Source organism: Halopenitus malekzadehii, assembly GCF_900108505.1.
In the GTDB taxonomy this organism is placed as follows: Archaea; Halobacteriota; Halobacteria; order Halobacteriales; family Haloferacaceae; genus Halopenitus; species Halopenitus malekzadehii.
In genome coordinates, this window is the sequence record NZ_FNWU01000001.1 from 635202 (window position 1) to 659801 (window position 24600).

25 protein-coding genes are annotated in these 24600 nt (G+C 68.0%); 11 read left to right on the forward strand and 14 right to left on the reverse strand.

What is annotated here, in order from left to right:
- The first annotated feature begins 5 nt into the window (after positions 1-5).
- The 7 genes from BLW38_RS03180 to BLW38_RS03210 all read left to right on the forward strand — a co-directional run bounded on the left by BLW38_RS03180 (position 6) and on the right by BLW38_RS03210 (position 7776).
- Positions 6-269 (forward strand): NADH-quinone oxidoreductase subunit J, encoded by a 264-nt coding sequence (locus tag BLW38_RS03180; protein ID WP_092814128.1) that lies wholly within the window; start codon positions 6-8, stop codon positions 267-269.
- The gene (locus BLW38_RS03185; protein ID WP_321166942.1) at positions 266-658 is read left to right on the forward strand and encodes an NADH-quinone oxidoreductase subunit J; all 393 of its coding nucleotides are present in this window, start codon (positions 266-268) and stop codon (positions 656-658) included. The genes BLW38_RS03180 and BLW38_RS03185 overlap by 4 nt, the downstream gene beginning before the upstream one ends.
- A gap of 2 nt (positions 659-660) precedes the next feature.
- Entirely contained in the window at positions 661-963 is a 303-nt protein-coding gene (nuoK, locus tag BLW38_RS03190) for an NADH-quinone oxidoreductase subunit NuoK (protein WP_218143024.1), read from the forward strand.
- Position 964: 1 nt separating this feature from the next.
- Positions 965-3016, forward strand: coding sequence for an NADH-quinone oxidoreductase subunit L (gene nuoL / locus BLW38_RS03195; RefSeq protein WP_092814134.1), 2052 nt, complete (start codon positions 965-967; stop codon positions 3014-3016).
- Entirely contained in the window at positions 3013-4536 is a 1524-nt protein-coding gene (locus BLW38_RS03200; RefSeq protein WP_177167408.1) for a complex I subunit 4 family protein, read from the forward strand. Before nuoL ends, BLW38_RS03200 begins: the two co-directional genes overlap by 4 nt.
- The gene (locus tag BLW38_RS03205; protein ID WP_092814137.1) at positions 4536-6101 is read left to right on the forward strand and encodes an NADH-quinone oxidoreductase subunit N; all 1566 of its coding nucleotides are present in this window, start codon (positions 4536-4538) and stop codon (positions 6099-6101) included. Before BLW38_RS03200 ends, BLW38_RS03205 begins: the two co-directional genes overlap by 1 nt.
- Before the next feature lie 82 nt (positions 6102-6183).
- The gene (locus BLW38_RS03210; protein ID WP_092814140.1) at positions 6184-7776 is read left to right on the forward strand and encodes a DHH family phosphoesterase; all 1593 of its coding nucleotides are present in this window, start codon (positions 6184-6186) and stop codon (positions 7774-7776) included.
- A gap of 33 nt (positions 7777-7809) precedes the next feature.
- Here the strand turns inward: BLW38_RS03210 and BLW38_RS03215 are convergent, their stop codons facing one another.
- Together BLW38_RS03215 and BLW38_RS03220 are read right to left on the reverse strand one after the other, a co-directional pair.
- Entirely contained in the window at positions 7810-8163 is a 354-nt protein-coding gene (locus BLW38_RS03215; RefSeq protein ID WP_092814143.1) for a helix-turn-helix transcriptional regulator, read from the reverse strand.
- Positions 8164-8188: 25 nt separating this feature from the next.
- A complete protein-coding gene (locus BLW38_RS03220; RefSeq protein ID WP_092815593.1) occupies positions 8189-8992 on the reverse strand; it encodes an NRDE family protein in 804 nt (267 codons plus the stop codon).
- Positions 8993-9239: 247 nt separating this feature from the next.
- Here BLW38_RS03220 and BLW38_RS03225 point away from each other — a divergent pair, with 247 nt between their 5' ends.
- Positions 9240-9584, forward strand: coding sequence for a glutaredoxin family protein (locus BLW38_RS03225; protein WP_092814146.1), 345 nt, complete (start codon positions 9240-9242; stop codon positions 9582-9584).
- 178 nt (positions 9585-9762) lie between these two features.
- A complete protein-coding gene (locus BLW38_RS03230; RefSeq protein WP_092814149.1) occupies positions 9763-10332 on the forward strand; it encodes a DUF7110 family protein in 570 nt (189 codons plus the stop codon).
- A gap of 170 nt (positions 10333-10502) precedes the next feature.
- Here the strand turns inward: BLW38_RS03230 and BLW38_RS03235 are convergent, their stop codons facing one another.
- The 4 genes from BLW38_RS03235 to BLW38_RS03250 form a co-directional block, all read right to left on the reverse strand.
- The gene (locus BLW38_RS03235) at positions 10503-11519 is read right to left on the reverse strand and encodes a presenilin family intramembrane aspartyl protease PSH (RefSeq protein WP_092814154.1); all 1017 of its coding nucleotides are present in this window, start codon (positions 11517-11519) and stop codon (positions 10503-10505) included.
- On the reverse strand, positions 11516-11746 hold the full coding sequence (locus BLW38_RS03240; RefSeq protein ID WP_092814157.1) for an H/ACA ribonucleoprotein complex subunit GAR1: 231 nt from the start codon (positions 11744-11746) through the stop codon (positions 11516-11518). Before BLW38_RS03240 ends, BLW38_RS03235 begins: the two co-directional genes overlap by 4 nt.
- Positions 11743-12027, reverse strand: a complete 285-nt coding sequence (srp19, locus tag BLW38_RS03245; RefSeq protein ID WP_092814161.1) for a signal recognition particle subunit SRP19 — start codon at positions 12025-12027, stop codon at positions 11743-11745. Before srp19 ends, BLW38_RS03240 begins: the two co-directional genes overlap by 4 nt.
- A gap of 98 nt (positions 12028-12125) precedes the next feature.
- Entirely contained in the window at positions 12126-13286 is a 1161-nt protein-coding gene (locus tag BLW38_RS03250; RefSeq protein ID WP_092814164.1) for a PGF-CTERM-anchored ABC transporter substrate-binding protein, read from the reverse strand.
- A gap of 59 nt (positions 13287-13345) precedes the next feature.
- On the opposite strand from BLW38_RS03250, the gene btuC reads away from it, so the two are divergent.
- On the forward strand, positions 13346-14452 hold the full coding sequence (gene btuC / locus BLW38_RS03255) for a vitamin B12 ABC transporter permease BtuC (RefSeq protein WP_092814167.1): 1107 nt from the start codon (positions 13346-13348) through the stop codon (positions 14450-14452).
- Between the two features lie 23 nt (positions 14453-14475).
- A complete protein-coding gene (locus BLW38_RS03260; protein WP_092814170.1) occupies positions 14476-15822 on the forward strand; it encodes a heme ABC transporter ATP-binding protein in 1347 nt (448 codons plus the stop codon).
- Between the two features lie 4 nt (positions 15823-15826).
- On the opposite strand, the gene BLW38_RS03265 is transcribed toward BLW38_RS03260, so the two are convergent.
- From BLW38_RS03265 to dph5, 8 genes are all read right to left on the reverse strand, one after another.
- The gene (locus tag BLW38_RS03265) at positions 15827-16333 is read right to left on the reverse strand and encodes a hypothetical protein (RefSeq protein ID WP_092814173.1); all 507 of its coding nucleotides are present in this window, start codon (positions 16331-16333) and stop codon (positions 15827-15829) included.
- A gap of 8 nt (positions 16334-16341) precedes the next feature.
- Positions 16342-16905: a DUF7342 family protein gene (locus BLW38_RS03270; protein ID WP_092814176.1), complete on the reverse strand. Its 564-nt coding sequence runs from the start codon at positions 16903-16905 to the stop codon at positions 16342-16344.
- A gap of 108 nt (positions 16906-17013) precedes the next feature.
- Entirely contained in the window at positions 17014-17667 is a 654-nt protein-coding gene (locus BLW38_RS03275) for a metal-dependent transcriptional regulator (RefSeq protein ID WP_092814179.1), read from the reverse strand.
- Between the two features lie 181 nt (positions 17668-17848).
- Positions 17849-18559, reverse strand: a complete 711-nt coding sequence (locus tag BLW38_RS03280) for a phosphoglycerol geranylgeranyltransferase (protein ID WP_092814182.1) — start codon at positions 18557-18559, stop codon at positions 17849-17851.
- A gap of 141 nt (positions 18560-18700) precedes the next feature.
- Positions 18701-19213 carry a carboxymuconolactone decarboxylase family protein gene (locus BLW38_RS16780; protein ID WP_092814186.1) on the reverse strand — a complete coding sequence of 171 codons (513 nt, stop codon included), beginning with the start codon at positions 19211-19213 and terminating at the stop codon, positions 18701-18703.
- A 201-nt stretch (positions 19214-19414) separates the two neighbouring features.
- Positions 19415-22135 (reverse strand): DNA topoisomerase I, encoded by a 2721-nt coding sequence (locus BLW38_RS03290; protein ID WP_092814189.1) that lies wholly within the window; start codon positions 22133-22135, stop codon positions 19415-19417.
- Between the two features lie 234 nt (positions 22136-22369).
- Entirely contained in the window at positions 22370-23656 is a 1287-nt protein-coding gene (locus BLW38_RS03295; RefSeq protein ID WP_092814193.1) for a threonine synthase, read from the reverse strand.
- Between the two features lie 99 nt (positions 23657-23755).
- The gene (gene dph5, locus BLW38_RS03300; RefSeq protein ID WP_092814197.1) at positions 23756-24556 is read right to left on the reverse strand and encodes a diphthine synthase; all 801 of its coding nucleotides are present in this window, start codon (positions 24554-24556) and stop codon (positions 23756-23758) included.
- Positions 24557-24600: the final 44 nt, after the last annotated feature.

The following is a 24600-nucleotide window of genomic DNA, read 5'->3' on the forward strand; positions in this document are numbered from 1 at the left end:
ACACAATGGTCCTTGACACCATCGCGTTCGCGCTGTTCGCCCTGGTTACGTTGGCGTGCAGCCTGGGCGTCGTCCTCGCACGGGACGTCTTTCACGCGTCCCTGCTTTTGGGCGCCGCCCTGTTGAGCGTCGCGGTGCATTACGTGATGTTGCAGGCGGAGTTCATCGCTGCGATGCAGGTCCTCGTCTACGTCGGCGGGGTCCTCATCCTCATCACGTTCGCCGTGATGCTCACGCGTACCGACGACCCGGAGGTGAGTAGCGTATGAGTGATAACCCGGACACACGCGAACGTGGCGGGCCCGACGAGTACGACGTTGCAGACCGGGGGCTCGTCCCCGGCCTGGCGTCGCTGCTGTTGTTCGGCGTCCTCGCCGTGACGATCCTGAACGCCGACTTCGGCACACCCGCCGGTCTGGAGGCCGGCGACTACGGGATCACCCACGGCATCGGATTCGCACTCTTCAACATCGACCTCGGGGCGTTTGCGGGGTCGACCGAGGGATTCCTCGCGGCCTTCTTCATCGTCGCGATCACCCTCGATGTCGCGATCGACGGCGCGTTGTACCTCGCGAAGCGCGAGTCCGACGGCTCGATCGTCTCGGCCGTCGGCGGCGCGTTCTCCCGCGGCCGCAAGGCCGGGGAGGGAGGTGACTGACCGTGGTCGCCCCCGAATACTACCTGCTGTTGGCCGCTGCCGTGTTCTGTATCGGCCTGTTCGGCGTCCTTACCCGCCGGAACGCCCTGTACTTCCTGATGAGCGTCGAGTTAATGCTGAACGCGGCAAACATCAACTTCGTCGCGTTCTCCTCGTACTACGGCGACCTCACGGGACAGGTGTTCGCGCTGTTCGTGATCGCGCTCGCGGCCGCGGAGGTCGCGATCGGGATCGGCATCATCCTGGTGTTGTACCGCAACTTCGGCGTGACCGACGTCACTGTTCCGCGGGAGATGAGGTGGTAAGATGGTAGATGCCTTCGCCTACGTTCCAGCGATCGTCGTATTGCCGTTCGTCTCGTTCCTGGTCGCGCTCGCGTTCGGGAAGTATCTCCCCAAAGGCGGCGCATTCGGCGGGATCGCGGCGACGGCGGGGTCGTTCCTGCTGTCGCTGTGGGTGCTCGCCACCGTCGCCGGCGGCGGCCAGCACACCGAGACGCTGTACACCTGGGTCTCGACCGACGGGATCGCCGCCGGGATCGGGCCCCAGGAGATCGAACTCACCTTCGGCGTCCTGATCGACCCGCTGTCGGCGCTGATGCTCGTCATCGTGACGCTCATCGCCACCCTCGTCCACGTGTTCTCGCTCGGGTATATGAACGACGAGGGCGAGCGGGATCTCCCGCGCTACTACGCCGGACTCGGGCTGTTCACGGCGTCGATGCTCGGGTTCGTCGTCGCGGACAACCTGCTGATGGCGTTCATGTTCTTCGAGCTGGTCGGCCTCTGTTCGTACCTGCTCATCGGCTTCCACTTCCGGGAGCCGGGACCGCCGTCGGCGGCGAAGAAGGCGTTCCTGGTCACCAGGTTCGGTGACTACTTCTTCCTGATCGGCGTCGTTGCCGTGTTCGCGACGTTCGGAACCGCCTCATTCGTCGGATCGGAGTCGTTCCCCGTTCTCGCCGAGCACGCGCTCAACGGGGAGTTCGATGCGTGGACGCCGTTCGGGCTCGACGTCGGGACGTGGTTCACCGCCGTCGGTCTGCTCGTGCTGGGCGGCGCGATCGGCAAGTCCGCGCAGTTCCCGCTGCACACGTGGCTGCCCGACGCGATGGAGGGTCCGACGCCGGTCTCCGCGCTCATCCACGCCGCGACGATGGTCGCTGCCGGCGTCTACCTCGTCGCTCGGATGTACGGCTTCTACGTGCTGACGCCGACGACGATGGCGATCATCGCGTTCGTCGGCGGCTTCACCGCGCTGTTCGCCGCGACGATGGGGCTCGTCAAGGAGGAGCTCAAGCAGGTGCTCGCGTACTCCACCATCTCCCAGTACGGGTATATGATGCTCGCGCTGGGCGCTGGCGGGTACGTGGCCGCGGTCTTCCACCTGATGACCCACGCCTTCTTCAAGGCCCTGCTGTTCCTGGGCGCCGGCGCGGTCATCATCGCGATGCACCACGAGGAGAACATGTGGGAGATGGGCGGCCTCAAGGAGAAGCTTCCCGTCACCTACTGGACGTTCGTCGCCGGCTCGCTCGCGCTCGCGGGGATCTTCCCGTTCGCCGGTTTCTGGTCGAAGGACGAGATCCTCTATGAGGCGCTGGTTCACGGCCTGAACGAGCCGCTGCTTCTGGGCGCGTGGGCGATGGGACTGCTCGCGGTCCCCGTCACCGCCTTCTACACGTTCCGGATGGTCTTCCTCACCTTCCACGGCGAACCGCGGACGGACACCGCGCGTGACCCGCACCCGATTCGATGGAACGTCAAGGGACCGCTCACGGTCCTCGGCGTGCTCGCGGTCGTCTCGGGCGCGGTCAACATGGTGCCGGTCCAGAAGGTGCTTGGTCTCGAGGGGATCGACTTCCTCCACTTGTGGCTCGACGGCCACTACGGCGGCTTCTCGGAGCTCACCTCCCACCACTACGCGGATCTGGGGCCCTACAGCTCCGGATACATCGCCGGGGGAGAGATCCCGACCGTGCTGATCGGCGCGGGCGTCTCGCTCGCGCTGGCGCTGGGCGGGCTCGGACTCGCCTGGAAGCTTTACAACGTTCCGGAGCCGGCCGAGCACACAGCCGCCCTCGGCGGCATCAAGACCGTACTGTACAACAACTACTACCAGGACGAGCTGCAGGTCCGGATCGCCCAGGTGACCGCCGGCGTCGCAAGCGTCGCGGACACGTTCGACCAGGGTGTCATCGACGGCGTCGTCAACGGCGTCTCCTCGGTGAGTCTGGTCTCCGGTGACCGGATCCGCCGCGTGCAGACCGGCGTCGTCACCCACTACGCCGCGCTGCTCACGCTCGGTGTGACCGGGCTGATTCTCGTCCTCGGCGTTCTCGGAGGGTGGTTCCTGTGATCATCGAAGCACTCATCGCATTCACGTTCGTGAGCGCGATGGCGGTGCTGCTCGCTCCCGACGAGTGGGCCGGCCGCCTCGCGTTCGCGCTCAGTCTGGTTCCCTTCCTCGGGAGCCTCTTCCTGTGGGCACGGTTCGACGGGAGCGGCAACGCCCTCACCGGCGGCGAGCTCGCGTTTGAGACACAGATCGACTGGATCGACGTCGGCGGCTACACGATCCAGTGGTTCGTCGGCCTCGACGGGATCAGCCTCCCGCTCGTCGTCCTGACGGCGTTCCTGGTGCCGCTGGCGATCGTCTCGGCGTGGACGCCGATCGACGAGCGTCAGAGCCAGTTCTACGGGCTTATCCTCTTTATGGAGGCGAACCTGATCGGCGTGTTCGCCGCGCTGGACTTCTTCGCGTGGTTCGTCTTCTGGGAGGCCGTCCTGCTTCCGATGTACTTCCTCATCGGGGTCTGGGGCGGTCCGCGCCGCAAGTACGCCGCGATCAAGTTCTTCGTGTACACGAACGCGGCGTCGCTCGTGATGTTCCTCGGGTTCATGGCGCTCGTGTTCAGCCTGCCGGTCGAGACGTTCGGCCTTCCCGAGGTCACGCAGTCGATCGCGGCCGGCGAGCTCGGATCCTTCTACGGGATTCCGGCGGAGACGATCGGGCTCGTCTCGTTCGTCGCGATGTTCGCCGGCTTCGCGGTGAAGGTCCCGATGGTGCCGGTTCACACCTGGCTGCCGGACGCCCACGTCGAGGCGCCGACGCCCGCGTCGGTGCTTTTGGCTGGCGTCCTCCTGAAGATGGGGACCTATGCGCTGCTCCGGTTCAACTTCACGATGTTGCCCGAACAGGCGAGCGCGCTCGCGGTCCCGATCGCCGCGCTCGCGGTGATCTCGGTGATCTACGGCGCGATGCTCGCGTTGGCCCAACAGGACCTCAAGCGGATCGTCGCGTACTCCTCCGTCTCCTCGATGGGGTACGTCATCCTCGGATTGATCGCCTTCACCGTCTACGGCGTCGGCGGCGCGACCTTCCAGATGGTCGCTCACGGGCTCATCTCCGGGTTGATGTTTATGGCGGTCGGCGTCATCTACAACGCGACCCACACCCGGATGGTGACGGACATGTCCGGACTCGCCGACCGGATGCCGGTCGCGGTGTGGATCCTCGTCGCCGGCGCGTTCGCGTACATGGGGCTGCCGCTGATGGCCGGCTTCGCCGGCGAGTTCTACGTCTTCGTGGGCTCGTTCGGCTCGCCGGTCGCGAACGGGCTGATGCCGGTCTTCACGGCGCTTGCGATGTTCGGCATCGTGATCGTCGCCGGCTACCTGCTGTTCGCGATGCAGCGGACGCTGTTCGGCCCCTTCCGGCTCGACACCGACTACGAACTGGGCCGGGCCCCGCGTCGGGAGACGCTCCCGCTCGCGGCGCTGCTCGTCGCCATCATCGTCCTCGGCATCGCCCCGGATCTGTTCTTCGAGATGATCCGTGAGGCGGTCGTTCCCGTGGTCGAAGGAGGTGTCAACTGATGAGCATCATACAGTCGTCGACGCTCGAACCGCTCGCGGCCCTGCCCGCACAGACAGGCGGGGCGCCGCTTCCCGAGTGGACGGCACTCGGCCCGATCCTTGCCCTCGTCGCGACGGGGCTGCTCCTGCTGGGCTGGGACACCGTCTTCCCGAACCGGCGGACGAACACCGAGCTCTCGGTCATCGCGGCGGTCGGCGCGCTGGTCACGCTGGCGCTATCCGGCTGGTATCTCGCGGCCGGAACCGGCCGTCCCGCAACCGGTGGTGCGATCACGCTGTTCGCGGAGGCGATCACGATCGACGGGCTCGCGCTGTTCTTCACCGCGATCGTGGCCGTCGTGACGGCGCTCGTCGCCGTCGCCAGCCGCGATTACCTGGACGACCACGAGACGCCGGGCGAGTTCTACTCGCTCGTCGTCCTCGCGGCGGCAGGGATGGCGCTGTTGGCGTCCGCGAGCTCGCTGGCGACGATCTTCGTCGCGCTCGAGATGGTCTCGCTGCCCTCCTACGCGCTCGTCGCGTACCTCAAGGAGGACCGAGGCAGCGTCGAGGCCGGGATGAAGTACTTCCTCGTCGGAGCCGTCTCCTCGGCGATCTTCGTCTTCGGCATCTCGCTCGTCTACGCCGCGACCGGCTCGCTGGTCCTGAGCGACGTCGCCGCCGCGTTCGGCGACCTCGACGATCTCGCCGGCGTTGCCGGCGTCGGCGTGGTGATGATGATCGGCGGGTTCGCGTTCAAGACCGCCTCCGTCCCCGTCCACTTCTGGGCGCCGGAGGTCTACGAGGGCGCGCCCGCACCCGTGAGCGCGTTCCTCTCGTCGGCCTCGAAGGCGGCCGGCTTCGCGGTCGCCTTCCGGGTGTTCACCGAGGCGTTCCCGATCGCGGACGCCGTGGCGGTCGGCATCGACTGGCCGCTCGTCTTCGCCGTGCTCGCGGTCCTCACGATGACGCTCGGCAACTTCGCGGCGGCCGTTCAGACCGAGGTCAAGCGGATGCTGGCGTACTCCTCGATCGGCCACGCCGGCTACGCGCTTATCGGCCTCGCCGCGCTGTCGGCCGGCGGCAGCCACAACGGCGCCGTGATGGGTGCCTCGATGGCGCACCTGTTCGTCTACGGCTTCATGAACACCGGTGCGTTCCTGTTCATCGCGATGGTCGAAAGCTGGGGCGTTGGTCGGACCTTCGAGGACTACGCTGGCCTCGGTTCGGTGGCCCCGATGGCCTCCGTGGCGATGACGGTGTTCATGTTCTCGCTTGCGGGGCTGCCCCCGTTCGGCGGGTTCTTCTCGAAGTACTTCCTGTTCGCCGGCGCCGTCTTCAACGGCTTCTGGTGGCTCGCCGCGATCGGCGCGCTCAACAGCGTACTCTCGCTGTACTACTACAGCCGCGTCGTGAAGGCGCTCTGGATCGAGGAGCCGACGGACGCACTGTCGGCGGTGGACTCGCGACCGACCGCGCTTTACGGCGCCGTGATCGTCGCCGCGGTCGCGACCGTGGTCGTGCTGCCCGGCTTCGGGCCGGTCATCGAGACCGCTGAGGCCGCCGCAACGGCGCTGTTCGGCTGAGCTGACAGCCGTCCTCCATCTCCCGGACGGCACGTTTCTCGGACGGCACCGTTTTATCTGCGGGCCCCACAGAACCGGTGTAATGGTTCGGCGCCTCGTGTTGGGTTGTAGCGGCGTCGGGCACACGCTCATCGAACATGCCCGGCAACGCCGCGGCGACGTCTACGTCATCACCGACGACACCGGCTGGGTGACGACGCTTCGGGAGTCGAACGTGCCGGCGACGGAAGCCGATCCCGCCGACGCGACGGCCTATCCCGAGCGAGCCGACGTCGTGGTGTGTGCGGCTGACGACGTCGATCGGAACCTGGCGGCCGCCCGCACCGCACGCCGAGCATATCCGGCGGCAACCCTGATCGCGTACGTGGGTGGCGAGGCCGACGCCGCAACCCGTGAGTCGATCGCGGCGACCGTCGATCGCTGCATCGATCCCGTGTCGTCGCTCACCCAGCGCGTGTTGGAGGCTGTCGATGCGGACGCCGACGAACGCATCGTCTCGCTCGTCGAGACCGTCCGGTCGCTGTCGGGGCCGCTCGCGGTGGTCACACACGACAACCCCGATCCCGACGCCATCGCGGCGGCGATCGGCCTCACACGCGTCGCCGACGCCGTGGGCGTGGACGCCGACGCCTGCTACGGCGGTGAGATATCCCACCAGGAGAACCGCGCGCTCGTCAACTTGCTCGACATCCGGTTGCGGCACCTTGAATCGGTGGCCCTCGCCGATTACGGTGGGGTCGCACTCGTCGACCATTCGCGTCCGGGGATCAACGATAGCCTTCCGACGGACACCGATGTCGACATCGTGATCGACCACCATCCCCCCCGGGGGCCAGTCGAGGCGCGGTACATCGATGTCCGGCCGGACCTCGGCGCGACGAGCACGCAGATCGCCCAGTATCTCGACCGGCTCGGGATCGAGCCCGATGAACGGATCGCGACCGCGCTGCTGTACGGGATCCGGATCGATACGCGGGACTTCACGCGGGAGGTGGCGATCGCGGACATCGAGGCCGCCGCGGCGATCCTCGGGGCGGCCAACGTCGAGACGCTCGAACGCGTCGAGACGCCGACGGTGAGCCCCGAGACGTTCGAGACGCTCGCGCGGGCGATCCGCGAACGCGAACTCGAGGGGTCGGTCGTCGCCTCCTGTGTCGGCGAGATCGCCGACCGGGACACGCTCGCGCAGGCCGCCGAACGGCTCCTCGATATGGAGGGCGTCACCGTCACCTTCGTCTACGGCTTCCTCGACGACACGATCTACGCCTCCGCGCGAGCCCGCGGGGCCGACGTCGATCTGGGTGAGACCCTTCGGGACGCACTCGGCCAGATCGGGTCGGCCGGCGGCCACGCGGATATGGCCGGCGCACAGATCCCGCTTGGCATCCTCGGGGCGGTGGAGGGCGACTCGACCGACTCGCTCGTCGACGTCGTTCGCGAGAGCATCTCCGGTCGATTCTTCGAGACGATCGCCGACGCTCCGACCCCGCCGACGGCGGACGTCGACCTCGCCAGGGTGCCGGCACCCGCCGATGAAGGCGGGGAGCACGGAGATTCTGATGCGGAGACCGCCGTCGTCGGGGATGGAAGTGAGGACGGTGCCGACGAGGATGCGAACGTCGATGGCGGGAATTCGGACGTGGACGGCGAGAATTCGGACGCCGACTCGGAGTGATCCGCCCCGAGTGATTCGGTTCCGCGGTGGTCGTCAGTACTCCTCGTAGGCGAGGTTCATCATCCACTGGGAGAACGCGTCGGACTGGGGGTCGATCTCCTCCTCACCGATGAACGGGGAGAGTATATCGCCCGCCATCAACAACGAGAAATCGAGATCGCGCGCGCTCGGCTCGAGGAAGTAGGTGTTGTGTCCATCATAGACCGTCTCCTCACGCTCGATGAGGTCTGCTTCCGCCAGCGCTTCGGCGATGCGGCTGCCCTTTCGCGAGGAGACGTCGAGTTCCTTCCAGAAGTCGCTCTGATGGATGCCGCCGGTCTCGCGGATGAGCTCGAGTCCGGCGCGTTCATCCGCCGAGAGATCGGCCTCGAGTTCGGACACGCTCATACCCGTCCGTGGGCCCGCGACTCGCTTAAAGGTGGCTTTCGCCGCCGGCGTTCGCGGTCGCCGCGGCGAACCCCGGCGGAACGGCGATCGGATCGTAGGCGGCCGTACACGGCGGGCCGTCCGCATACCGGAACGCCGGATCGTCCCCAGTTCGGACGAGGGTACTCGATCGAGTACCGAACGTCTCGCCGTGTATGCAGACGTCGACGTCGTGGTCGCCGAGCGTCTCGCCGAGCCGATCGAGCCATACGGCCGCCGACTCGCCGGGCTCGGGGCGGGCCCGCTCGGCCATCGCACGCGCCGACGTCCGCTGTCGGGTTCCGGCGTCCGATCGTCGGTCTGGGATCGCGAACCGTGGGCGCCCGTTGATCACGCCGCCGACGTTGCGGAGGACGTGCACCCCGGGATCGAGCCGCCTCACGCGCAGCCGGCCGTCGTTGACGAGGAGGAACGCGGCGGTCGAGTCGGCAAGAACCAGCGAGAAGCCGGCGTATGACCGGCCGTGATCCTCGATCTCGGCACGAACGTGGGAAACCGCCTCCCGGGCCGTGGCACGGTCGAGGCAGTCGTCGACCAACAGCCCTCTGGACCGGTCCCCGTCGATCGGTGTCGCGAGCCAGCGGTTGGTGAGCAGGACGTACAGGCCCGTCTCAGTCAGCCCCATCCACGTGCCGCCAGCCTCCCGATCCCGCGGCGCGATGACCGCCGGCGACCGGTCGGGGCGGAGCTGTGGCGGCTCGGCGGGACGGTCCAGCTGCTCGTCCCTGTTCGCCCCGACAGCGATCGGCGTTCCCGGGAAGACGTGCCAGGCGAGTGCGAGCGTACACACGTCGTGTCCTCGACGGGCAACCGGCAAAAACCGTCCGGTGGTCCCGGTCGATTCGTCCGGTTCCCGGGGCGCGGCGTGGCATCGCGCGACATCACGTGTCGTTGGGTGTCGTTGTGTAGTTTCGTCGACCGCCATACGGACGGTCCGTCGATCGGGATGCTACCGGAGTTCTCAACGGCGACGGACGGGTTGTGTACCGGTAGTCGACAGCGCAACCCCTTTGGCTCACGGCGACGTACTCGGCAGTATGACGTTCACACCCGACAGCGAGGCCACGAGCGAGGAGGTCGAATCCCGCGTCGCCGAGGCGATCGCGGACAACGACGTCGTGCTCTTCATGAAGGGAAACCGATTGATGCCCCAGTGTGGGTACTCCAAGCGCGCCGTCGCGCTGATCGCCGACCACGTCGACGAGTTCGAGACGGTCGACGTCCTGCCGGCGCTGCCGGAATACCGGGCGGCGCTGTCGGAGCACAGCGAGTGGGAGACGATCCCCCAGACGTTCGTCGACGGCGAGTTCGTCGGCGGCAGCGACGTGCTCGCCGAGCTCGAGGAGCGCGGTGAACTCGCCGATGCGCTGACGACGACGTAGTTCGACGCCCGCCGAGATTCGATCGTGGTGAGTAGTCACCGTGGTACCTCTCCATCCCGCTGCAGTCCCCGGATCCAGCAAAGGGTAGACCCTATAAGGCTCGGTCCCCTACCGATCAGCAGGTACAGTCGCAGTGTCGGCGCTGTGACGAACCATCATCCATTCCCCCATTTCAATCATGTCAGGCTGCGTGTTCCGACTCCATTCGACGCTCGAACTGCCACTCGAGGACGTAGAGGATCACTTCGACAGCGATCCGGAGCTGCCCCCGGAGATCGACGATGTCGAGATCACTCGCCGCAACAACACGCTGATACTCAAGGCGGTCTCCGACGACGAGAGCATCAGCAAGTACACGCCGACCGCCCAGCTCAAGGCGTCGGTCACCGAGACACGGGTCTACGAGGAGGAACCGCCGCGGGCCGGCGGTCCCCAGTGGATGGACGATGAGGAGGAGGAGATCCCCTCCGAACTCGTCGAGTTCGCCTGTTTCAAAGGCGACCGCGAGACGGTGTTACAGAACACGGCGCTGCAGTATCCGATGTTCCTCGTGTTGCGTGACATCGCGCTGAAGGCCGAAAAGGGCACGCTCACGGCGATCACCAACACCGATGACGAACTCCACGCGACGCGGATCGTCGAGGGCGAGGAACGCCCCGCCACCGTCGAGGTCGTCGAGAACCCGCAGGGCAACGGCGAGGGCAGCGGCGGCGTCAACTGGCGCGACAACGAGTTCATCTCCGAGTAGCGATCCCGAAACCGCGGTGTCGCCGTCGGTTCGTCCGCTCCGTCCACCGACTCACAGCCCCGGTCTCCGTCCACCGAGTACGGCCACGGTACTCCGATCGTCGTCAGTCTCTGGACTCTTTCGTCACCGAGGGAGTCGCGTCTCCGGAACGGTCGCCTCCCCGAAACGCCTCACACGAGTCCAGCGATCCCGAGCGCCTCGAGGAGCGGCACGCCGGCGGCGATCGACCCGAGCACGTAGCCGCCGATGGCGCCGCCGTTCAACAGCGGGAGGCCGGCGTGCGCCCGGCCGCGCAGCACCCACCGGAGCAACACGAACAGCCCGAGGAAGACCCCGCCCATCGCGAAGAGGGCTGGAAGGTTGAGGCCGAGAACCGGCACGTTCAGGCTCGGCGCCGGCGAGAACGTCGCCGCGCTGGCAACCAACACCGCCGGAATGACCGCATCGCCCAAGCCGATGAAGAAGGCGTCGCGGCCGTCGTCGTCGGTGGCGGTATCGCCGGCATCGGTGGCGTCGGCGTCGCGATCGATGTCGGCATCGACTTCGGCGTCGGCGTCGGTCTCGTCGACCGTGTCCCCGTCGTCGTGAACGTCCGCCGCGCCGGAGAAATCGTCCGCGAGCAACGAGTAGGACAGCGACAGCGGGATCACGAGGATGACGGGGATCCGAAGGTCCATCACCCCTTCCGCCAGCGAGAGCATGTGCTCGGTCCCGTAGACCGAGATCGCGTCGTAGACGGCCAGCACGCTCAACAGCAACAGGGCCGGCAGGATGCCGAAGGAGATGCCGAACAGCCCCGCCGCGCCGGCGCCCATCAACACGCCGGCGGTATCGATCACGTACCACTCGGGGTGGACGAGCAGCGCGATCGACACCGCCGCCGACAGGCCGATCGCAAGCAGCGGGGACACGAGCGCGGCGAAGACGTACCACGCCAACAGGCCGGCGCTGCCGACGATCACGTATCGGACCAGCTGGTCGAGATCGAAACGGAACGCCGCAAGCATCAGTCCGGTCGCGACCAGGATCGCGGCGATGTACGCGAGGGAGTTCGTCGGATCCTGGGGGTTCTCGACGGGTTGGTAGCCCTGTTCGACGAACTCGGGGACGAGCACGAGCGCCCCGAGCTGCACGAGGAGGAACAGGAGGCCGGCCACCGCCATCCCGCGGAGCTCGCGTGGCGTCATCGGGCGTACAGCGTCCCCCCGACGAGCGCGGCGAGCGTGATCCCGTCGTTCGGCGTCACCGCCACGTAGGGGCGGTCGACCGGGCCGAACACGTCCACCACGCGCCCGACGGTCGACAGCGAATCGTCGATCACGACCTCGCCGATCGACGGCGGGGCCTCGCCGTCCCCGCCGCGGGCGATCGCCAGCCCCTGCGCCGTTCGCACGACGCTGCCGACGCGTTTCACGAGTCGTCCCGCAGGAGGCCGGCGTAGGCGGCGACGGCCTGCACGAGGTCGTTCTTCGTCGTGTCCTCGGTGCCCTGCGCGAGGACCCGCCCGCGCGGTTCGTACTCGCGGGAGTAGGTGACGTCGCGTTCGATCACGGCGTCGTAGCCGATCTGCTGGACCGCCTGAGCGATTTCGTCGACGGTCGGGTTCGACAGCGCCTCCTCGGCGGCGACGCGGCGGCCCTCCGAGCGGGACAGCTCCGCGTCGAGATAGGCGGGATAGATGACGTTCTCGACCATATCGATCCGCCGGGCCCGGCCCGTAAGGTCGTTTCGACTGCCGAGATGGAACGGGACGAGGAGGCGGTCGTGGAACGAAAGGTGCGACCCGCGCGGCGCTACGACCGTCGTCGGCCGCTCTGCAGGCGCGCGACGAGCGCCGTCACGAGCAGCGCGATCGCGGCGACGGCCGGCCCGAAGCCGGGTGCACCGACCCCCGAGCTGCCCCCCTCGTCGTCACCCTCGCCATCGTCCCCGGCGGTGGTCGTCGTGGCGTCGGTCGGCACTGCCGTAGCCTCGGTGGACACCGCCGATCCCTCCGTCTCGACCGGTTCCGACGTCGCCTCGGCTGCCTCCAGCTGCGCCGAAACGTTCTCGACCGTGTAGACGACGCTCCGCGGCGCCGGCTGGTTGACCCACTGAACGTCGACGTGGATCGTGTTCCCCTCTTGGCCGGCGGTCGTGCTCGCGTACGGCTCCTCGTCGACGATGTCGGTATCGCGGTCAGTGATGAGGATGTACTCGGGATCGAACTGCAGAACGACCTCCGGAGACAGCTGCGGGTATCCCGTGTGGTTCCGCGCCGCGACGTTCTCCGCGCCCGCCACCGAGAGCATCTCGTCGATGAAGGTGTCGCCGGCAGCGACGTACCCGCTGCCGAGCGGATAGAGGATCGTCGGCCGATCGCCGTCATCGACCGACAGCTGCGCCTCCTCGACGCGCTCGTTCATCCAGACGTTGGTCGCGGCGGCACCCTCACAGTTCCCCGTGAGCCGCCCGATCGTGGTCGTCTTCGCCGCAATGTCCTCGATCGAGTGCGCGCGTGGGAGGTGAAAGACCGGGAGATTTTTGTCACGAAGATCTTCCAGTTGCTCCGCGTTAGTTGAGTTCGGAACCAAGACGAGGTCTGGCTGTGTACCCCTGACCTTTTCGATGCTGACGCCGAACTCCGAGGAGACGTCGGTTCGCGAATCGGCGCCCTTGAGGTACGAGGCGTACCGCGTCACCCCGACGACCTGCTCCCGGCCGCCGATCTCCCACATCGTCTGGGCGGCCGAGGGGTTCGTCGTCGTCACGCGCTCGGGACGCTCCTCGAGCCGGAGCGTCTCCCCGGAGGCGTCGGTCAGCTCGACGGGGAACGAACAGGCGTCCGCGGTGGCCGTCTGCTGCTGTGTCGTCCCGTCAACGGTCGGCGAACCCTGTGCCGCGACGGGCGCCGCGACCCCGGCACACAGGAGAACGGCGACGAGGCTCGCGACGAGTATCGATCGTGGTCGCATGGCGGTCCTCGGCCGTAGCCCAATAAATATTTACCTACTGCAAGCCGGTTTGAGAACGAATGAGGATCGTGGCGCGGACGGCGAGCTGGTGTCTGGGACTGGCGGGGCTGCTCGCCGCCGCCGTCACCGTCAGCGCCGCGCTCGGCCCGGTTCGGGTTCCGCCCGTCGAGGTCACGAAGGTGCTGTTGAACGCGCTCGCCGTGCCGGTCGGCGCGGAGGTCGAGACGCGTTCGATGCCCGGCCCGCTGTTCGTGCCCGCGATCGAGTTGCGCTACGTCTCGCCGTTCGCGTATCCTGTCGCGGACCTCCACCGGCAGATCGTCGTTGCGATCCGCCTGCCCCGGATCCTGCTTGCGGCGGTCGTCGGCTTTGCGCTTGCGGCGGCGGGAACGGTGATGCAGGGGTTCTTCCGGAACCCGATGGCCGACCCGTCGATCATCGGCGTCTCATCGGGGGCCGCGGTCGGCGCCGTCGCCTTCATCGTCGCGCCGGCGATGCTCCCCGGGTGGCTCCACTGGCTGGGACTACAGGGGATGGCGTTTCTCGGCGCGCTCGCGGCCGCCTTCGGCGTCTACGCGATCGCGACGCGGAACGGCCGCACCCCGGTCGCGACCCTCCTGCTTGCGGGGGTGGCCGTCCAGACGTTCCTCGGCGCGGTGGTCTCGTACCTCCAGCTGCAGGCCGAGGAGAGCCTCCGGCAGGTCGTCGGGTGGCTGATGGGCCACCTCGCGGGCGCGAGTTGGGCGGAGGTACGCGTCACGCTCGTGGTCGTGCCGGTCCTGTTCGCGGTCCTGCTCGTGTACGCGCGCGACCTCAACGTCCTCCTGCTTGGCGAGGAGGAGGCACGCGGACTCGGGATCGCCGTCGAGCGCACGAAGCGGATCCTGCTGGGCGTCTCCGCGCTGATCACGGCGGCCGGCGTGGCCGTCACCGGCGTGATCGGCTTCGTCGGCCTGATCGTTCCCCATATGCTTCGGCTCGTCGTCGGACCCGACCACCGGATCCTCCTTCCGACAGCCGCCCTGGCGGGGGGCTCCTTCCTCGTGATCGCGGACACGGTCGCCCGACTCGGCAGCGCCGAGATCCCGGTCGGCGTGGTGACCGCTGCGGTGGGCGCGCCCTTCTTCCTGTTCCTGCTCCGGAAGCGGGAGGTGCACGAGCTGTGAGCCCGCCTCGCGACGCTCGGCTGATGGCGGACGACGAGGCGGAGGCCGGGACCGACACGTCGGCGACCGGCTCCACGGTCGATGCCGACGATGCGCGACCGTACCTCGAGGCGACCGACGTGACCGTCTCCATCGGCGGCACGACCGTGCTCGAGGGGGTCGATCTGGCGGTCGAGACGGGCTCGTTCCTCGGCGTGGTCGGGCCCAACGGCGCCGGCAAGACCACGCTTCTGCGCACGCTTCGGGGCAGCCTGGCGCCGGACCGCGGTCGCGTCCGCGTCGACGACGAGGACCTCACGACCCGCTCCGCCCGAGCGGTCGCCAGGCGCGTGGCATCGGTGCCACAGGACACGACCCTCTCGTTCGACTTTTCGGTCGAACAGGTCGTCGGGATGGGCCGAACCCCCCACCGATCGCGGTTCTCGACCGCGGACGCCGACGACCGCGAGGCCGTCACCGACGCGATGGCGACGACCGACACCGCGCGCTTTGCGGACCGCTCCGTCGGGACGCTCTCGGGCGGGGAGCGCCAGCGTGTGCTGGTGGCCCGCGCGCTCGCCCAGGAGACCCCCGTGCTCCTCCTTGACGAGCCCACCGGTAGCCTCGACGTCAACCACACCGTCGAGACCCTCGAGCTCGTCCGCGATCTCGTCGAAGCGGGGAAGACGGTCGTCGCCGCGATCCACGACCTCAACGTCGCGGCACGGTACTGCGACGAGCTTCTGCTGCTTGCGGACGGACGCGTTCGGTCGGTCGGTACCCCCGAAACCGTCCTCTCCGAGCCCGCCCTGCGGGACGCCTTCGACGCCCGGACCGTCGTCACCGAACAGCCGGGATCGACCGCGCCGCTCGTCACCGCGCTTCCCGATCACGACCCGGACGCCGCAAGCCGCCGCGTTCACGTCGTCGGAACCGGACAGCGGGCGGCGACCGCGGTCGGCGTCCTCGTCGCGGCCGGCCACGAGGTAAGCGTCGGCGTCGTCCCGGCGGGCGATGCGGCCGCCGAACGCGCCCGCGAGATCGGCGCCGACCCGGTCACCGTTCCACCCTTCGCCGGGGTGTCGGACGACGCCGCTGCGGCCGCCACCGACCGCGCCGCGGCGGCCGACGTGACGGTCGTGGTCGGATCTCCGTTCACCGACAACCGCCGGGTCGCGACTGCGCTCCCGGGATCGCGGCGCGTCGTGATCGACGCTTCCGGGATCGAGGGACGGGAGGCGACCCTCGAGGGACTCGGCGACGCCATCGAGCTGATCGGAGCAGGGAAGAAAAGCGGTGCAGGTGACGCGGATGAGGCGGATGGGGTTGAGAGGACGGACGGGATGGAGGAGGGAAAGGCGGATCAGGCGAACCGAACGAACGATCGATGACCCGTCACCGGATCGCTTCGTCGGGAACTGACGGTTGACCGTCAGTCCACTCGAGCGCATTGAGCAGGACGACGAGGTCATCGAGTCGCTGATCGAAGACGTTCAGCGGGTGTTCATCCCGGAACGTCGCCGTCGCTCGTTGGATCGTCTCATCACGATGGTCGATCTGAAAGTGGCACGGACCCAGATCGGGATGGGTCTCGTCCTGGTGCCAGCCGATCAGCAGGTCTCGCTCCGACTCGATCCACTGGATCGCGTAGTAGTCGTGTTCGGCAGTCGCCGGGAAATCGAAAGACACCTGCAGTTCCACCGTGTCGATGGGATACGACTGGCCGAGGAACCCCGACGGGGAGAGGGCGGCTCGGACGCCGACCTTGTTTCCGGAGGAGGTGTGATACCACACCCGCTCGATCGGGGAGTCCGCTGCGGGAACCTGCGTCCGGAGTTGGTTGTGCAACCGGCCCAGAAGCGTCCGTTTGTCGAGGTTCGCCCGATTCGCGAGAAAGACCATCGATCTCCCTACTGTGAGAGCGAAACTGAGGTGTTCGAGGGACCGTCCCATTCGGGTGAAAGCGAGCGCGCATCGTCGTAGAGTTCGAGTGCGTGAGCAACCAAGCGCTTGTTGTCCGCATACCGCTCCCACTCGCGAAGCACGCGGTTGCGTTCACGGATCGATTCGCCGTCGAGGTCGGCGTCAGCATCGGCGATCGTCGCTTCCAACTCCGACCGGGAGCCGACGCCGTATTCGGCCTTCCACTCGTCGATCGCCGTCTGGATAGCCGCGACCTCCTCACGGAGTTCCTCGCGGGTATGGTCGTTTATCAACTCCGTCACCGCCGTGAGATACCGTCGTTGGTAGTTCGGCGCGTACTTCGTATGTCCGTCGTCTCCCTCGAAGGCGTGGATTTGCCCGAACTCGACGAGCATCTCCAGTTCGTCCTTCGCCGTTTGCCACGAGGAGACCTGGGCCTGATCGCGAATCCACTCCACGGACCGCGGTTGTGTAAGCGTCGTCGCGATCTTCCTGACACGCTCGCGGGCTGAGAGATCGTGGCTCCACGAGGTGAGGCCGGACTCGGGCATACGTGCTGGTAGTCACCGGCATCTATTATATCTTTGGAGCGATCTCGAATATACGAGATTCAGGGTCGGAACACGGGTTGCTCCGTTCCTCGGCGCGACCGACCACGCTCACCGTCGCCGAACGCGGATCGACGTCGCGACCGACTCCGGGAGGCTCTGCTCGCCGTCCGGCGTCCGCACGGTGACCATCCCGAAGGGGGCGACGTCGATCACCTCGAGCTCGGTGTCGGGCGTGATCCCGGCGTCGGCGAGGTACTCGAGTTCGTCATCGTCTCGGTCGGACACGCGGGCGACGACGACGGTCTCGCCGGCCTCGCAGTCGGCGAGACGGACCGAGTCGTCGGTGACCGGCTCGAGGTCGGCGCCGGGGATGGGGTCGCCGTGGGGGTCGACCGTCGGATCGTCGAGGGCCGCGGCCACCCGCCGCTCGAACGCCTCGGAGATGTGGTGTTCGAGCCGGTCGGCCTCCTCGTGGACCTCGCTCCAGTCGTAATCGAGCTGCTCGGCGAGGAACGCCTCGATCAGGCGGTGATGACGGATCACCTCGAGCGCGACCGCCTCCCCCTCCGGTGTGAGTTCGACGCCGGTGTACGGTTCCCGCTCCAGGAGCCCGCGCTCGGCGAGCTTGCCGAGCATATCGGTGACCGTCGGCGCCGTTTTGTCGACCTCCGCGGCGATCGCCGAGGTGGACACCGGCGGACCGTCCTCGGTCTGGAGGACGTAGATCGCCTTCAGATAATCCTCCATCACGTCGCTGAGCATCGATCCGGTGTTGCGGATCGGTGGGGAAATAGCTACGGATCCGTCCGTTCGGAATCGGTCCGTTCGGAATCGGTCCGGTCGGAATCGGTCCGGTCGGAGCCCGCCGCGATTTCCCTCACTCGGCGACGACCGCAATCACCCTCACTCACTCACTCACTCACTCACTCACTCACTCACTCACTCACTCCGCGTTCGCATCCCGAGCGCCCTCGACGGTCTCCCGAACCGCGTCACAGCCCTCCTCGTGGAGGAGGTCGCCGACGACGACGACGTCGGCGTGGCTCCCCATCTCGTTGGCGGTCTCGTAGTCGTGGACACCGCCGCCGTAAAAGAGGGTGGCCGAATCGAGCGCGTCGGCCGCGGCGGCGACGGTTTCGGGGTCGCCGAAGGTGCCGGAGTACTCGAGGTAGACGATCTCCTGGCCGAACATCTTCTCGGCGATGCGGGCGTAGGCGGTCACGTCATCCGCCGTGAGATCACAGTCCGCGTCGGTGTACTCGGCGACGGACGCCTCCGGGTTCAACACGATGTACGCCTCGGTGGTGGTACGGTCCCAGTCGAGGCCGTCCTCGATGCGCACCCACTCGGCGTGGGCGCCGACGATCCAGAAGGGGTCGGCGGCGTTGAACACGGTGGGGATGAGGTAGCCGTCCAGCGCCGGCGAGTCGACGACGACGGCCGGGTTCGACGGCTCCTGATACAGGGCGACGTCCTGGTCCGCGCAGGCGTCGATCACGCGTTGCATCTTCTCCTCGGTCATCCCGAGGGTTCCCCCGATCTCGATCGCGTCCGTTCCGGTTACGGCGACGTCCTCGAACGTCTCGTCCCCGTACAGCTCCTTGTCGGGGTCAACCTTCAGGACGTGATCCCACTCCGCCCACGGGTTCGTCATTACACGGGACTGTGCCGTGGGGGGCTAAAAAGGGTGCGATAGCCGGTATGGATCGGCGCGGATGGACGACGGATAACGGGCGAGGGACCGCGACTCACGGCAGCTGCGGTCGGTCCGCGTCCGGAACCACCTCGACGGCGTTCAGCACGCAGGCGAGCATCGCGTAGTAGCCGATCGTCCCGGTGAGCTCCGTGATGCCCGTTTCGCCGTACCGGTCGCGTGCCGCCTCGAAGGTCGAGTCCGAGACGGCGTGCTCCTCGATGAGTTCGCGGACGTACGAGACGAGGCACGCCTCGCGAGCCGGGAGCTCGTCGACCGTCCCCGAGCCGAATCGGGGACGACGTCGATCGTCGACCCGCTCACGCCCGCCTCGCGGGCGATCGGTTCGTGGACCGCCCACTCGAAGACACAGTCGAACGCCCGGGCGGTCGCGAGGATCGTCAACTCCCGGTCGGCGTCCGGGAGATCGCTTTCGAACCGAACGAACGCGCCGAGGTGCCCCACCCGGCCGGCGAGCTCGGGGCTGTTCAAAAGGATCGAGAAGGGTCCCCGCACGCCGCCGCGACTCTCCGCGATGGCGTCGTAGTGGTGGCGATGCTCCTCCGGAATCGTCTCCCGTGAGGGGTGGTACCGAGCGCGGTTCGAATCGGCCATACGACCAGAACCGCCATCGCGGTAATCAACGTTGTCATCCGGTTCGCGGCCGTCGTGTTGCCATCCGGTTCGCGGCCGTCGTGAACGGATCGGCTCCGGTTCGCTCCGCGTTACTGCGCTTTTGCCTGCCAGTCACGAACCCGGCCCGGATACCGTCGCCGTCGGATGGACGCCACCGCAGATGGTCGATCTCGTCGTCAGCTACTGCCCGGTCACGTCCGAGACGATGTCCTCGAGGATCTCCTCCCCCTCGTCCGGGGCCGCTTCCGCCGCCTCCGCTTCGTCCTCACCGGCGTCGGCGTCGGAACCATCGGCTGCCGTCCCGACGTCGGGGTCCGCCTGCCACTCGCGAACCGTGTCGGCGCCGACGCCGTCGACGCGCTCGGCGAGGTCGTCCGCGTCGGCGGTTGCGAGCGCCTCGACGCCGTCGATACCGGCGTCGGACAGCTTCTCCGCGGTCTTCTCGCCGATCCCATCGATCGCCTGCAGTTCGGAGCCGTGTTCGCGGGCCTGGAACTCCCGGTAGTTGCAGATCGGACAGCCGAGTTCCCAGGGTTCGTCGTCGGCGTGAACGCGAAGGTGAGGCAGGTCGTGTTCCTCGCAGGTCTCGTCGGTGATCTCGATCTCACCGCGGCGGGGTAACGGCAGCGAGTACTCACAGTCGGGGTAGCGCGTACAGCCGACGAGTCGGGAGCCCGATCGGAGCTGCTTGATCGCGAGTTCCCCACCCTCGGTGTCCCCACACTCCGGACAATCACCGATGACCGTGTCCTCGGTCGCGTCCGCCTCGTCAGCCTGACACTGCGGGCAGCCGTGGACGAACGTCTTCCGCCCGGCGAGCATCTTCACATGGTGGAGGTCGTGATCCTCGCAGGTTTCATCGAGAATGAGCGGTTTGCCGGTCGAGGGCAACGGGAGCGTGTACTCGCAGTCGGGGTAGCCGTCACACCCCACGAAGTGGGAGCCGTACCGGGACTTCCTGACGAGCAGGTCGGCGCCGCACTCGGGACACGGACCCAGCCGCTTGTCCGCCTTGAGCGACGTCCGGAGGTGGTCGCCGACCTCCTCGCGGGAGTCGCCGAGCTCCTCGAAGACGGCCGACAGCACCTCGCGTGATTCGGCGGTCACGTCCTCGTATTCGGCCTCGCCGGCGGCGATCGCCTGCATGTCCGCCTCGAGCTGGGCGGTCATCTCCTCGGAGACGATCCGGTCGGCGAACTCCTCGGCGGCCTCGACGACCGCCTCCGCGAGCTTGGTGGGACGTGGCGGATCGTTCTCGATGTAGCCGCGGTCGTAGAGCTTCTCGATCGTGTTATGTCGGGTCGCCTTGGTCCCGACGTCCCGAGACTCCATCTCCTCGATGAGCCGGGACTGGCCGTACCGCCGCGGGGGCTGTGTTTCCTTGCCCTCGAGCTCCCGGTCGGTTAACGCGAGCTCCTCGCCGGATTCCACGTCGGGAACGATCGTCTCGCTCGAGGACCGATAGGGGTAGACGTCGTGGTACCCCGGCTCGAGCAGGCGCTTACCGTTCGCCTTCAACCGAAGCCCGCCGTCGGCCGCCAGGGAGGGTTCCCGCCCCGACTCCGCCGCCTCGGGGTCCCGAAGGGCGGATCGGGAATCGGCCTCGGCGGCGATCGTGGTCGCCTCGCCGTTCGCGAGCGCGACCACGCGGAGGTGCTCCCAGGTGGCCGCCGGCGCGCAGGTGGCAAAGAAGCGGCGCACGACCAGCTCGTAGACCTCCCACTCGTCGTCGGAGAGGTCCGACGCCGCGGGGATCTCGCCGGTCGGATGGATCGGCGGGTGGTCGGTCGTCTCCTCGTCGCCCTCGGTCGGCTCGATCGCCTCCCGGTCGAGCAGCGCGTCGGCGTCGTCGCCGAACCCGGTGTCGAGGAAGGCTTCGAGCAGTTCGCGGGGGTCCAGGTCGTCGGGGTAGACGGTGTTGTCGGTCCGCGGGTAGGTGACGTACCCCGCGGTGTACAGGTCCTCGGCGATCGACATCGCGCGCTGGGCGCCGTACCCCAGGGACCCGGCGGCGCGGATAAACTGCGTCGTGTTGAACGGCACCGGCGGGTCGTCGGTGCGGGTTCGTCGTCGGATGTCGTCGACGACCGCACCGTCGGCCGCATCGAGCGCCTGCGAGAGAGTTTCGGCGACGTCCTCGTCCCAGATCCGGTCCGCCTCGTTGCTGTCGGCGTCCAGCAGGAAGTAGCTCGCCTCGAAGGGGTCGCCGCCGGATTTGGTGAGGTTCCCCGACAGCTCCCAGTAGGCTTCGGGGTCGAACGCCTGGATCTCGCGTTCCCGGTCGACGATCAGCTTGAGCGTCGGGCCCTGCACCCGGCCGACGGAGATGAAGTCGTCGCCGAGTTGGCCCGCCGACAGCGAGAGGAACCGGGTCAGCGCGGCACCCCACATCAGGTCGATCACCTGCCGGGCCTCGCCGGCGGCCGCCAGGTCGAAATCGAGCTCGTCGGGGTTCGCAAAGGCGTCTTTCACCTCGTTCTCGGTGATCGAGGAGAACCGAACGCGGTCGATCGGGGCGTCCTCGTTCACCTCGCGGACGAGCTCGTAGGCCTCCTTGCCGATCAGCTCGCCCTCGCGGTCGTAGTCGGTCGCGATGACCACCCGGGAGGCGTTTCGCGCGAGCCGCCGCAGGGCGGCGACGATGCCCTCCTGGGTCGGCTCCGTGCTGACCGGGGCGTCGATTAGCTCGACGGGCTCGACGTCGCGCCAGTTGCCGTACTCCGGGGGGAAGTCGACCCCGACGACGTGGCCAGACAGGCCGATACAGCGCTTGCCGCCCCACTTGTAGACGTTCACGCCGTTCACCCGGTCGGATTCGGCGGACTCCCCGCTGAGGACGTCCGCGATCCGCCGGGCGGCGTTGTCCTTCTCCGTGATGATCAGTTCGGGGCCGCGACTCATTGCCGGCAGGTAGGCAACTGTCTCGCGTAAACCTTTCGTGCCGGTGGTGTCGGTGGTGGCCCGATGGTGCCGATGGTGCCGATGGGGTCCGATGATGCTGATGGTGGTCCGATGATGCTGATGGTGGTCCGATGATGCTGATGGTGGTCCGATGATGCTGATGGTGGTCCGATGATGCTGATGGTGGTCCGGTGACGTGCCGGTTGTGGCGGTCGATCCGCGGACGGGGTCCCCTCAGATCCCCTGACCCATCAGGTGGCTACGCAACACGTCCGGCGTCTTGAGTCCGGCTTCGGTGTTGAGCAGGACCACAGTCTCATCGCCCGCGAAGAACCCGTCCTCGGCCAACTCCCAGGCACCAGCCGGGGCCGCGCCGCCGGCGGCACCCATCTCGAGGATCTCGTGTTGGGCGACCGCCACGGCGCTTTCGAGGACGTCGTCGTCGCCGGCGGTGACGCCGCGCCCGTCGCTCTCGCGGATGGCCTCGACCGCCCACGCGCCGCCCGCGGGGTCGGCTATCTCCAGCTCGCCGCAGATCGTGTCGGGCGTGTCCCACGGCTCCGGCTCGTCGATCCCGCGTTCGAGCGCGGCGGCGATCGGCGCACATCCCTCGGCCTGTGCCGCGACGAGCCGCGGTCGGTCCTCGATCAGGCCGAGCGTTTCGAGCTCCCGGAAGCCCTTGGCGATCCCCACGACGAACTCGCCGCTGCCGGTCGGGATGACGACCACGTCCGGAGCGGTCCAGCCGAGATCGGCGGCCAGCTCGTAGGCGGTCGTCTTCGCGCCCTCGTGGCGGAACGGCGTCGCGAACTCGGTCAGGTCGGTGTAGTCTGTCGCGAGCTGCTCGTCGACCGCCGCGACCGCGTCGGGATGGCGCCCCCCGACGACGCGCATCTCGCCGCCGTGGACGTTCGTCATCGCCTTGTTCGAGAAGGCACATCGCGAGGGGACGAACGCGTACGACCGCAGCCCGGTCTGTCCCGCGTAGGCCGCCATCGACTGGCCCGCGTTCCCCGGGGAGGCACAGACGAGCGGCTCGATGACGCCGGCGTCACCCGCGTCCGTCGCGACATCGCCGCCGTCCGCGTCCAACTCCGAGACGGCAGTCATCGTCACCGACAGGCCACGGTCGAGGGCGGTCCCGGTCGGGTTGCGCGCCTCGTCCTTGATGAACACGTCCGCGACGTCGAGTTCGTCCGCCAACCGATCGGCCGCGACGAGCGGCGTACCGCCCTCCCGCGCCGACAGGGCCGATGTCGCCGGGAACGGGAGAAGCGCGTCGAACCGCCACATCCCGTCCGCGGTCGTCCCCGCATCCGCGGCGGTCCCCGCATCCGCGGCGGCGTCCCCGATCGCGGTCGGATCGATGGCCGCCTCGACCGCGGCCGGATCGACGGCGTCGTAGTCGTAGGTCGGATCGAGCGGTCCGCCGCAGTCGGGACAGCGGGCCGCGGCCACGAGGTCGTGGTCGGCCCCGCAGTCGTGACAGGCGAGTCCCGTATAGGCGTCAGTCGTCTCCATAGGCGCCCTTGCTGGTGGGGCGACTAATCGCTTCCCGTCCGCGCCGCTCGTGGGGAGCGACCCGATCGATCCGGCGCAGGGTTACCGATACGCCGTCCCCTACCGATCCGGCAGCAGATCGGCCGGTGCATCGGCAAGGCCGGCCAACGCGTCGACCTCGACGTGGTGGAGGTCGCCGGGGATCACGAGCAGGTGGAGCGGGTCACCGAAGTCCCGGTCGGCCAGCGCGGAGAGGCGGTCGGCGGCCACGACCGCGTCGGGGCTGCCGGCGCGGGCGACGACGACGCCGAGGACGTCCGCCCAGTCGTCCGCGAGCATGGCGGCGGCGTGGTCTGCGGTCATATACTCCTCGTGGTCCGGGTCGGGGCCCCGGGGGCCGATTCCGACCTTGATGTCGAGGTAGACGACCGTGTGGAGCCCGCGCTCGCGGTTGGCCTCGATCGTCTCGATCACGCTGTCGGGAACGCCGTCGCCGCCGTGGGCGTACGGGAACGGGAGCGTGACCGCCTTGCCGAACCGGTAGTTCTGCAGGCCGGTCAGCGAGGAGGCGGCCGACTGGGCGGTCACCCCGTGGATCACGCGCGTGTCGATCCCGCGTTCCTCGGCGCGAAGCCGGAGGTCGGTGTGGGTCGTCGAGACCATCGTGTCCCCGGCGGTCAGAAAGACCGCGTCGCCGGCCGCGGCCGCCTCCAGGATCGGGTCGGGGTCCTGCTCGACCCCGGCGCGGTCGCGCACCTCGATCGTCGTTCCGTGTGCCGCTTCGAGGTCGTCGACGTCCGCGCCGACGAGCCGGCTCGTGTAGAACTCCGCGAACGCGCGGTCGGCCGCCCGCAGCGCGTCCCGCCCCTCGACGGTGATCGACCGCTCGTCGTAGAGCCCGAGCCCGATGAACGTGAGCATACCGACCCTCGACGGCGCGGACGCTTATAAACGCCGACCTGGAG

Bases quoted from the DNA above. Each gene is read 5' to 3' on its own strand.
- BLW38_RS03180 (WP_092814128.1), top strand. From the start codon at position 6: ATGGTCCTTGACACCATCGCGTTCGCGCTGTTCGCCCTGGTTACGTTG.
- BLW38_RS03185 (WP_321166942.1), top strand. From the start codon at position 266: ATGAGTGATAACCCGGACACACGCGAACGTGGCGGGCCCGACGAGTAC.
- nuoL (WP_092814134.1), top strand. From the start codon at position 965: ATGGTAGATGCCTTCGCCTACGTTCCAGCGATCGTCGTATTGCCGTTC.
- BLW38_RS03205 (WP_092814137.1), top strand. From the start codon at position 4,536: ATGAGCATCATACAGTCGTCGACGCTCGAACCGCTCGCGGCCCTGCCC.
- BLW38_RS03210 (WP_092814140.1), top strand. From the start codon at position 6,184: ATGGTTCGGCGCCTCGTGTTGGGTTGTAGCGGCGTCGGGCACACGCTC.
- BLW38_RS03215 (WP_092814143.1), bottom strand. From the start codon at position 8,163: ATGAGCGTGTCCGAACTCGAGGCCGATCTCTCGGCGGATGAACGCGCC.
- BLW38_RS03225 (WP_092814146.1), top strand. From the start codon at position 9,240: ATGACGTTCACACCCGACAGCGAGGCCACGAGCGAGGAGGTCGAATCC.
- BLW38_RS03230 (WP_092814149.1), top strand. From the start codon at position 9,763: ATGTCAGGCTGCGTGTTCCGACTCCATTCGACGCTCGAACTGCCACTC.
- BLW38_RS03235 (WP_092814154.1), bottom strand. From the start codon at position 11,519: ATGACGCCACGCGAGCTCCGCGGGATGGCGGTGGCCGGCCTCCTGTTC.
- srp19 (WP_092814161.1), bottom strand. From the start codon at position 12,027: ATGGTCGAGAACGTCATCTATCCCGCCTATCTCGACGCGGAGCTGTCC.
- BLW38_RS03250 (WP_092814164.1), bottom strand. From the start codon at position 13,286: ATGCGACCACGATCGATACTCGTCGCGAGCCTCGTCGCCGTTCTCCTG.
- btuC (WP_092814167.1), top strand. From the start codon at position 13,346: ATGAGGATCGTGGCGCGGACGGCGAGCTGGTGTCTGGGACTGGCGGGG.
- BLW38_RS03260 (WP_092814170.1), top strand. From the start codon at position 14,476: ATGGCGGACGACGAGGCGGAGGCCGGGACCGACACGTCGGCGACCGGC.
- BLW38_RS03265 (WP_092814173.1), bottom strand. From the start codon at position 16,333: ATGGTCTTTCTCGCGAATCGGGCGAACCTCGACAAACGGACGCTTCTG.
- BLW38_RS03270 (WP_092814176.1), bottom strand. From the start codon at position 16,905: ATGCCCGAGTCCGGCCTCACCTCGTGGAGCCACGATCTCTCAGCCCGC.
- BLW38_RS03275 (WP_092814179.1), bottom strand. From the start codon at position 17,667: ATGCTCAGCGACGTGATGGAGGATTATCTGAAGGCGATCTACGTCCTC.
- BLW38_RS03280 (WP_092814182.1), bottom strand. From the start codon at position 18,559: ATGACGAACCCGTGGGCGGAGTGGGATCACGTCCTGAAGGTTGACCCC.
- BLW38_RS16780 (WP_092814186.1), bottom strand. From the start codon at position 19,213: ATGGCCGATTCGAACCGCGCTCGGTACCACCCCTCACGGGAGACGATT.
- BLW38_RS03290 (WP_092814189.1), bottom strand. From the start codon at position 22,135: ATGAGTCGCGGCCCCGAACTGATCATCACGGAGAAGGACAACGCCGCC.
- BLW38_RS03295 (WP_092814193.1), bottom strand. From the start codon at position 23,656: ATGGAGACGACTGACGCCTATACGGGACTCGCCTGTCACGACTGCGGG.
- dph5 (WP_092814197.1), bottom strand. From the start codon at position 24,556: ATGCTCACGTTCATCGGGCTCGGGCTCTACGACGAGCGGTCGATCACC.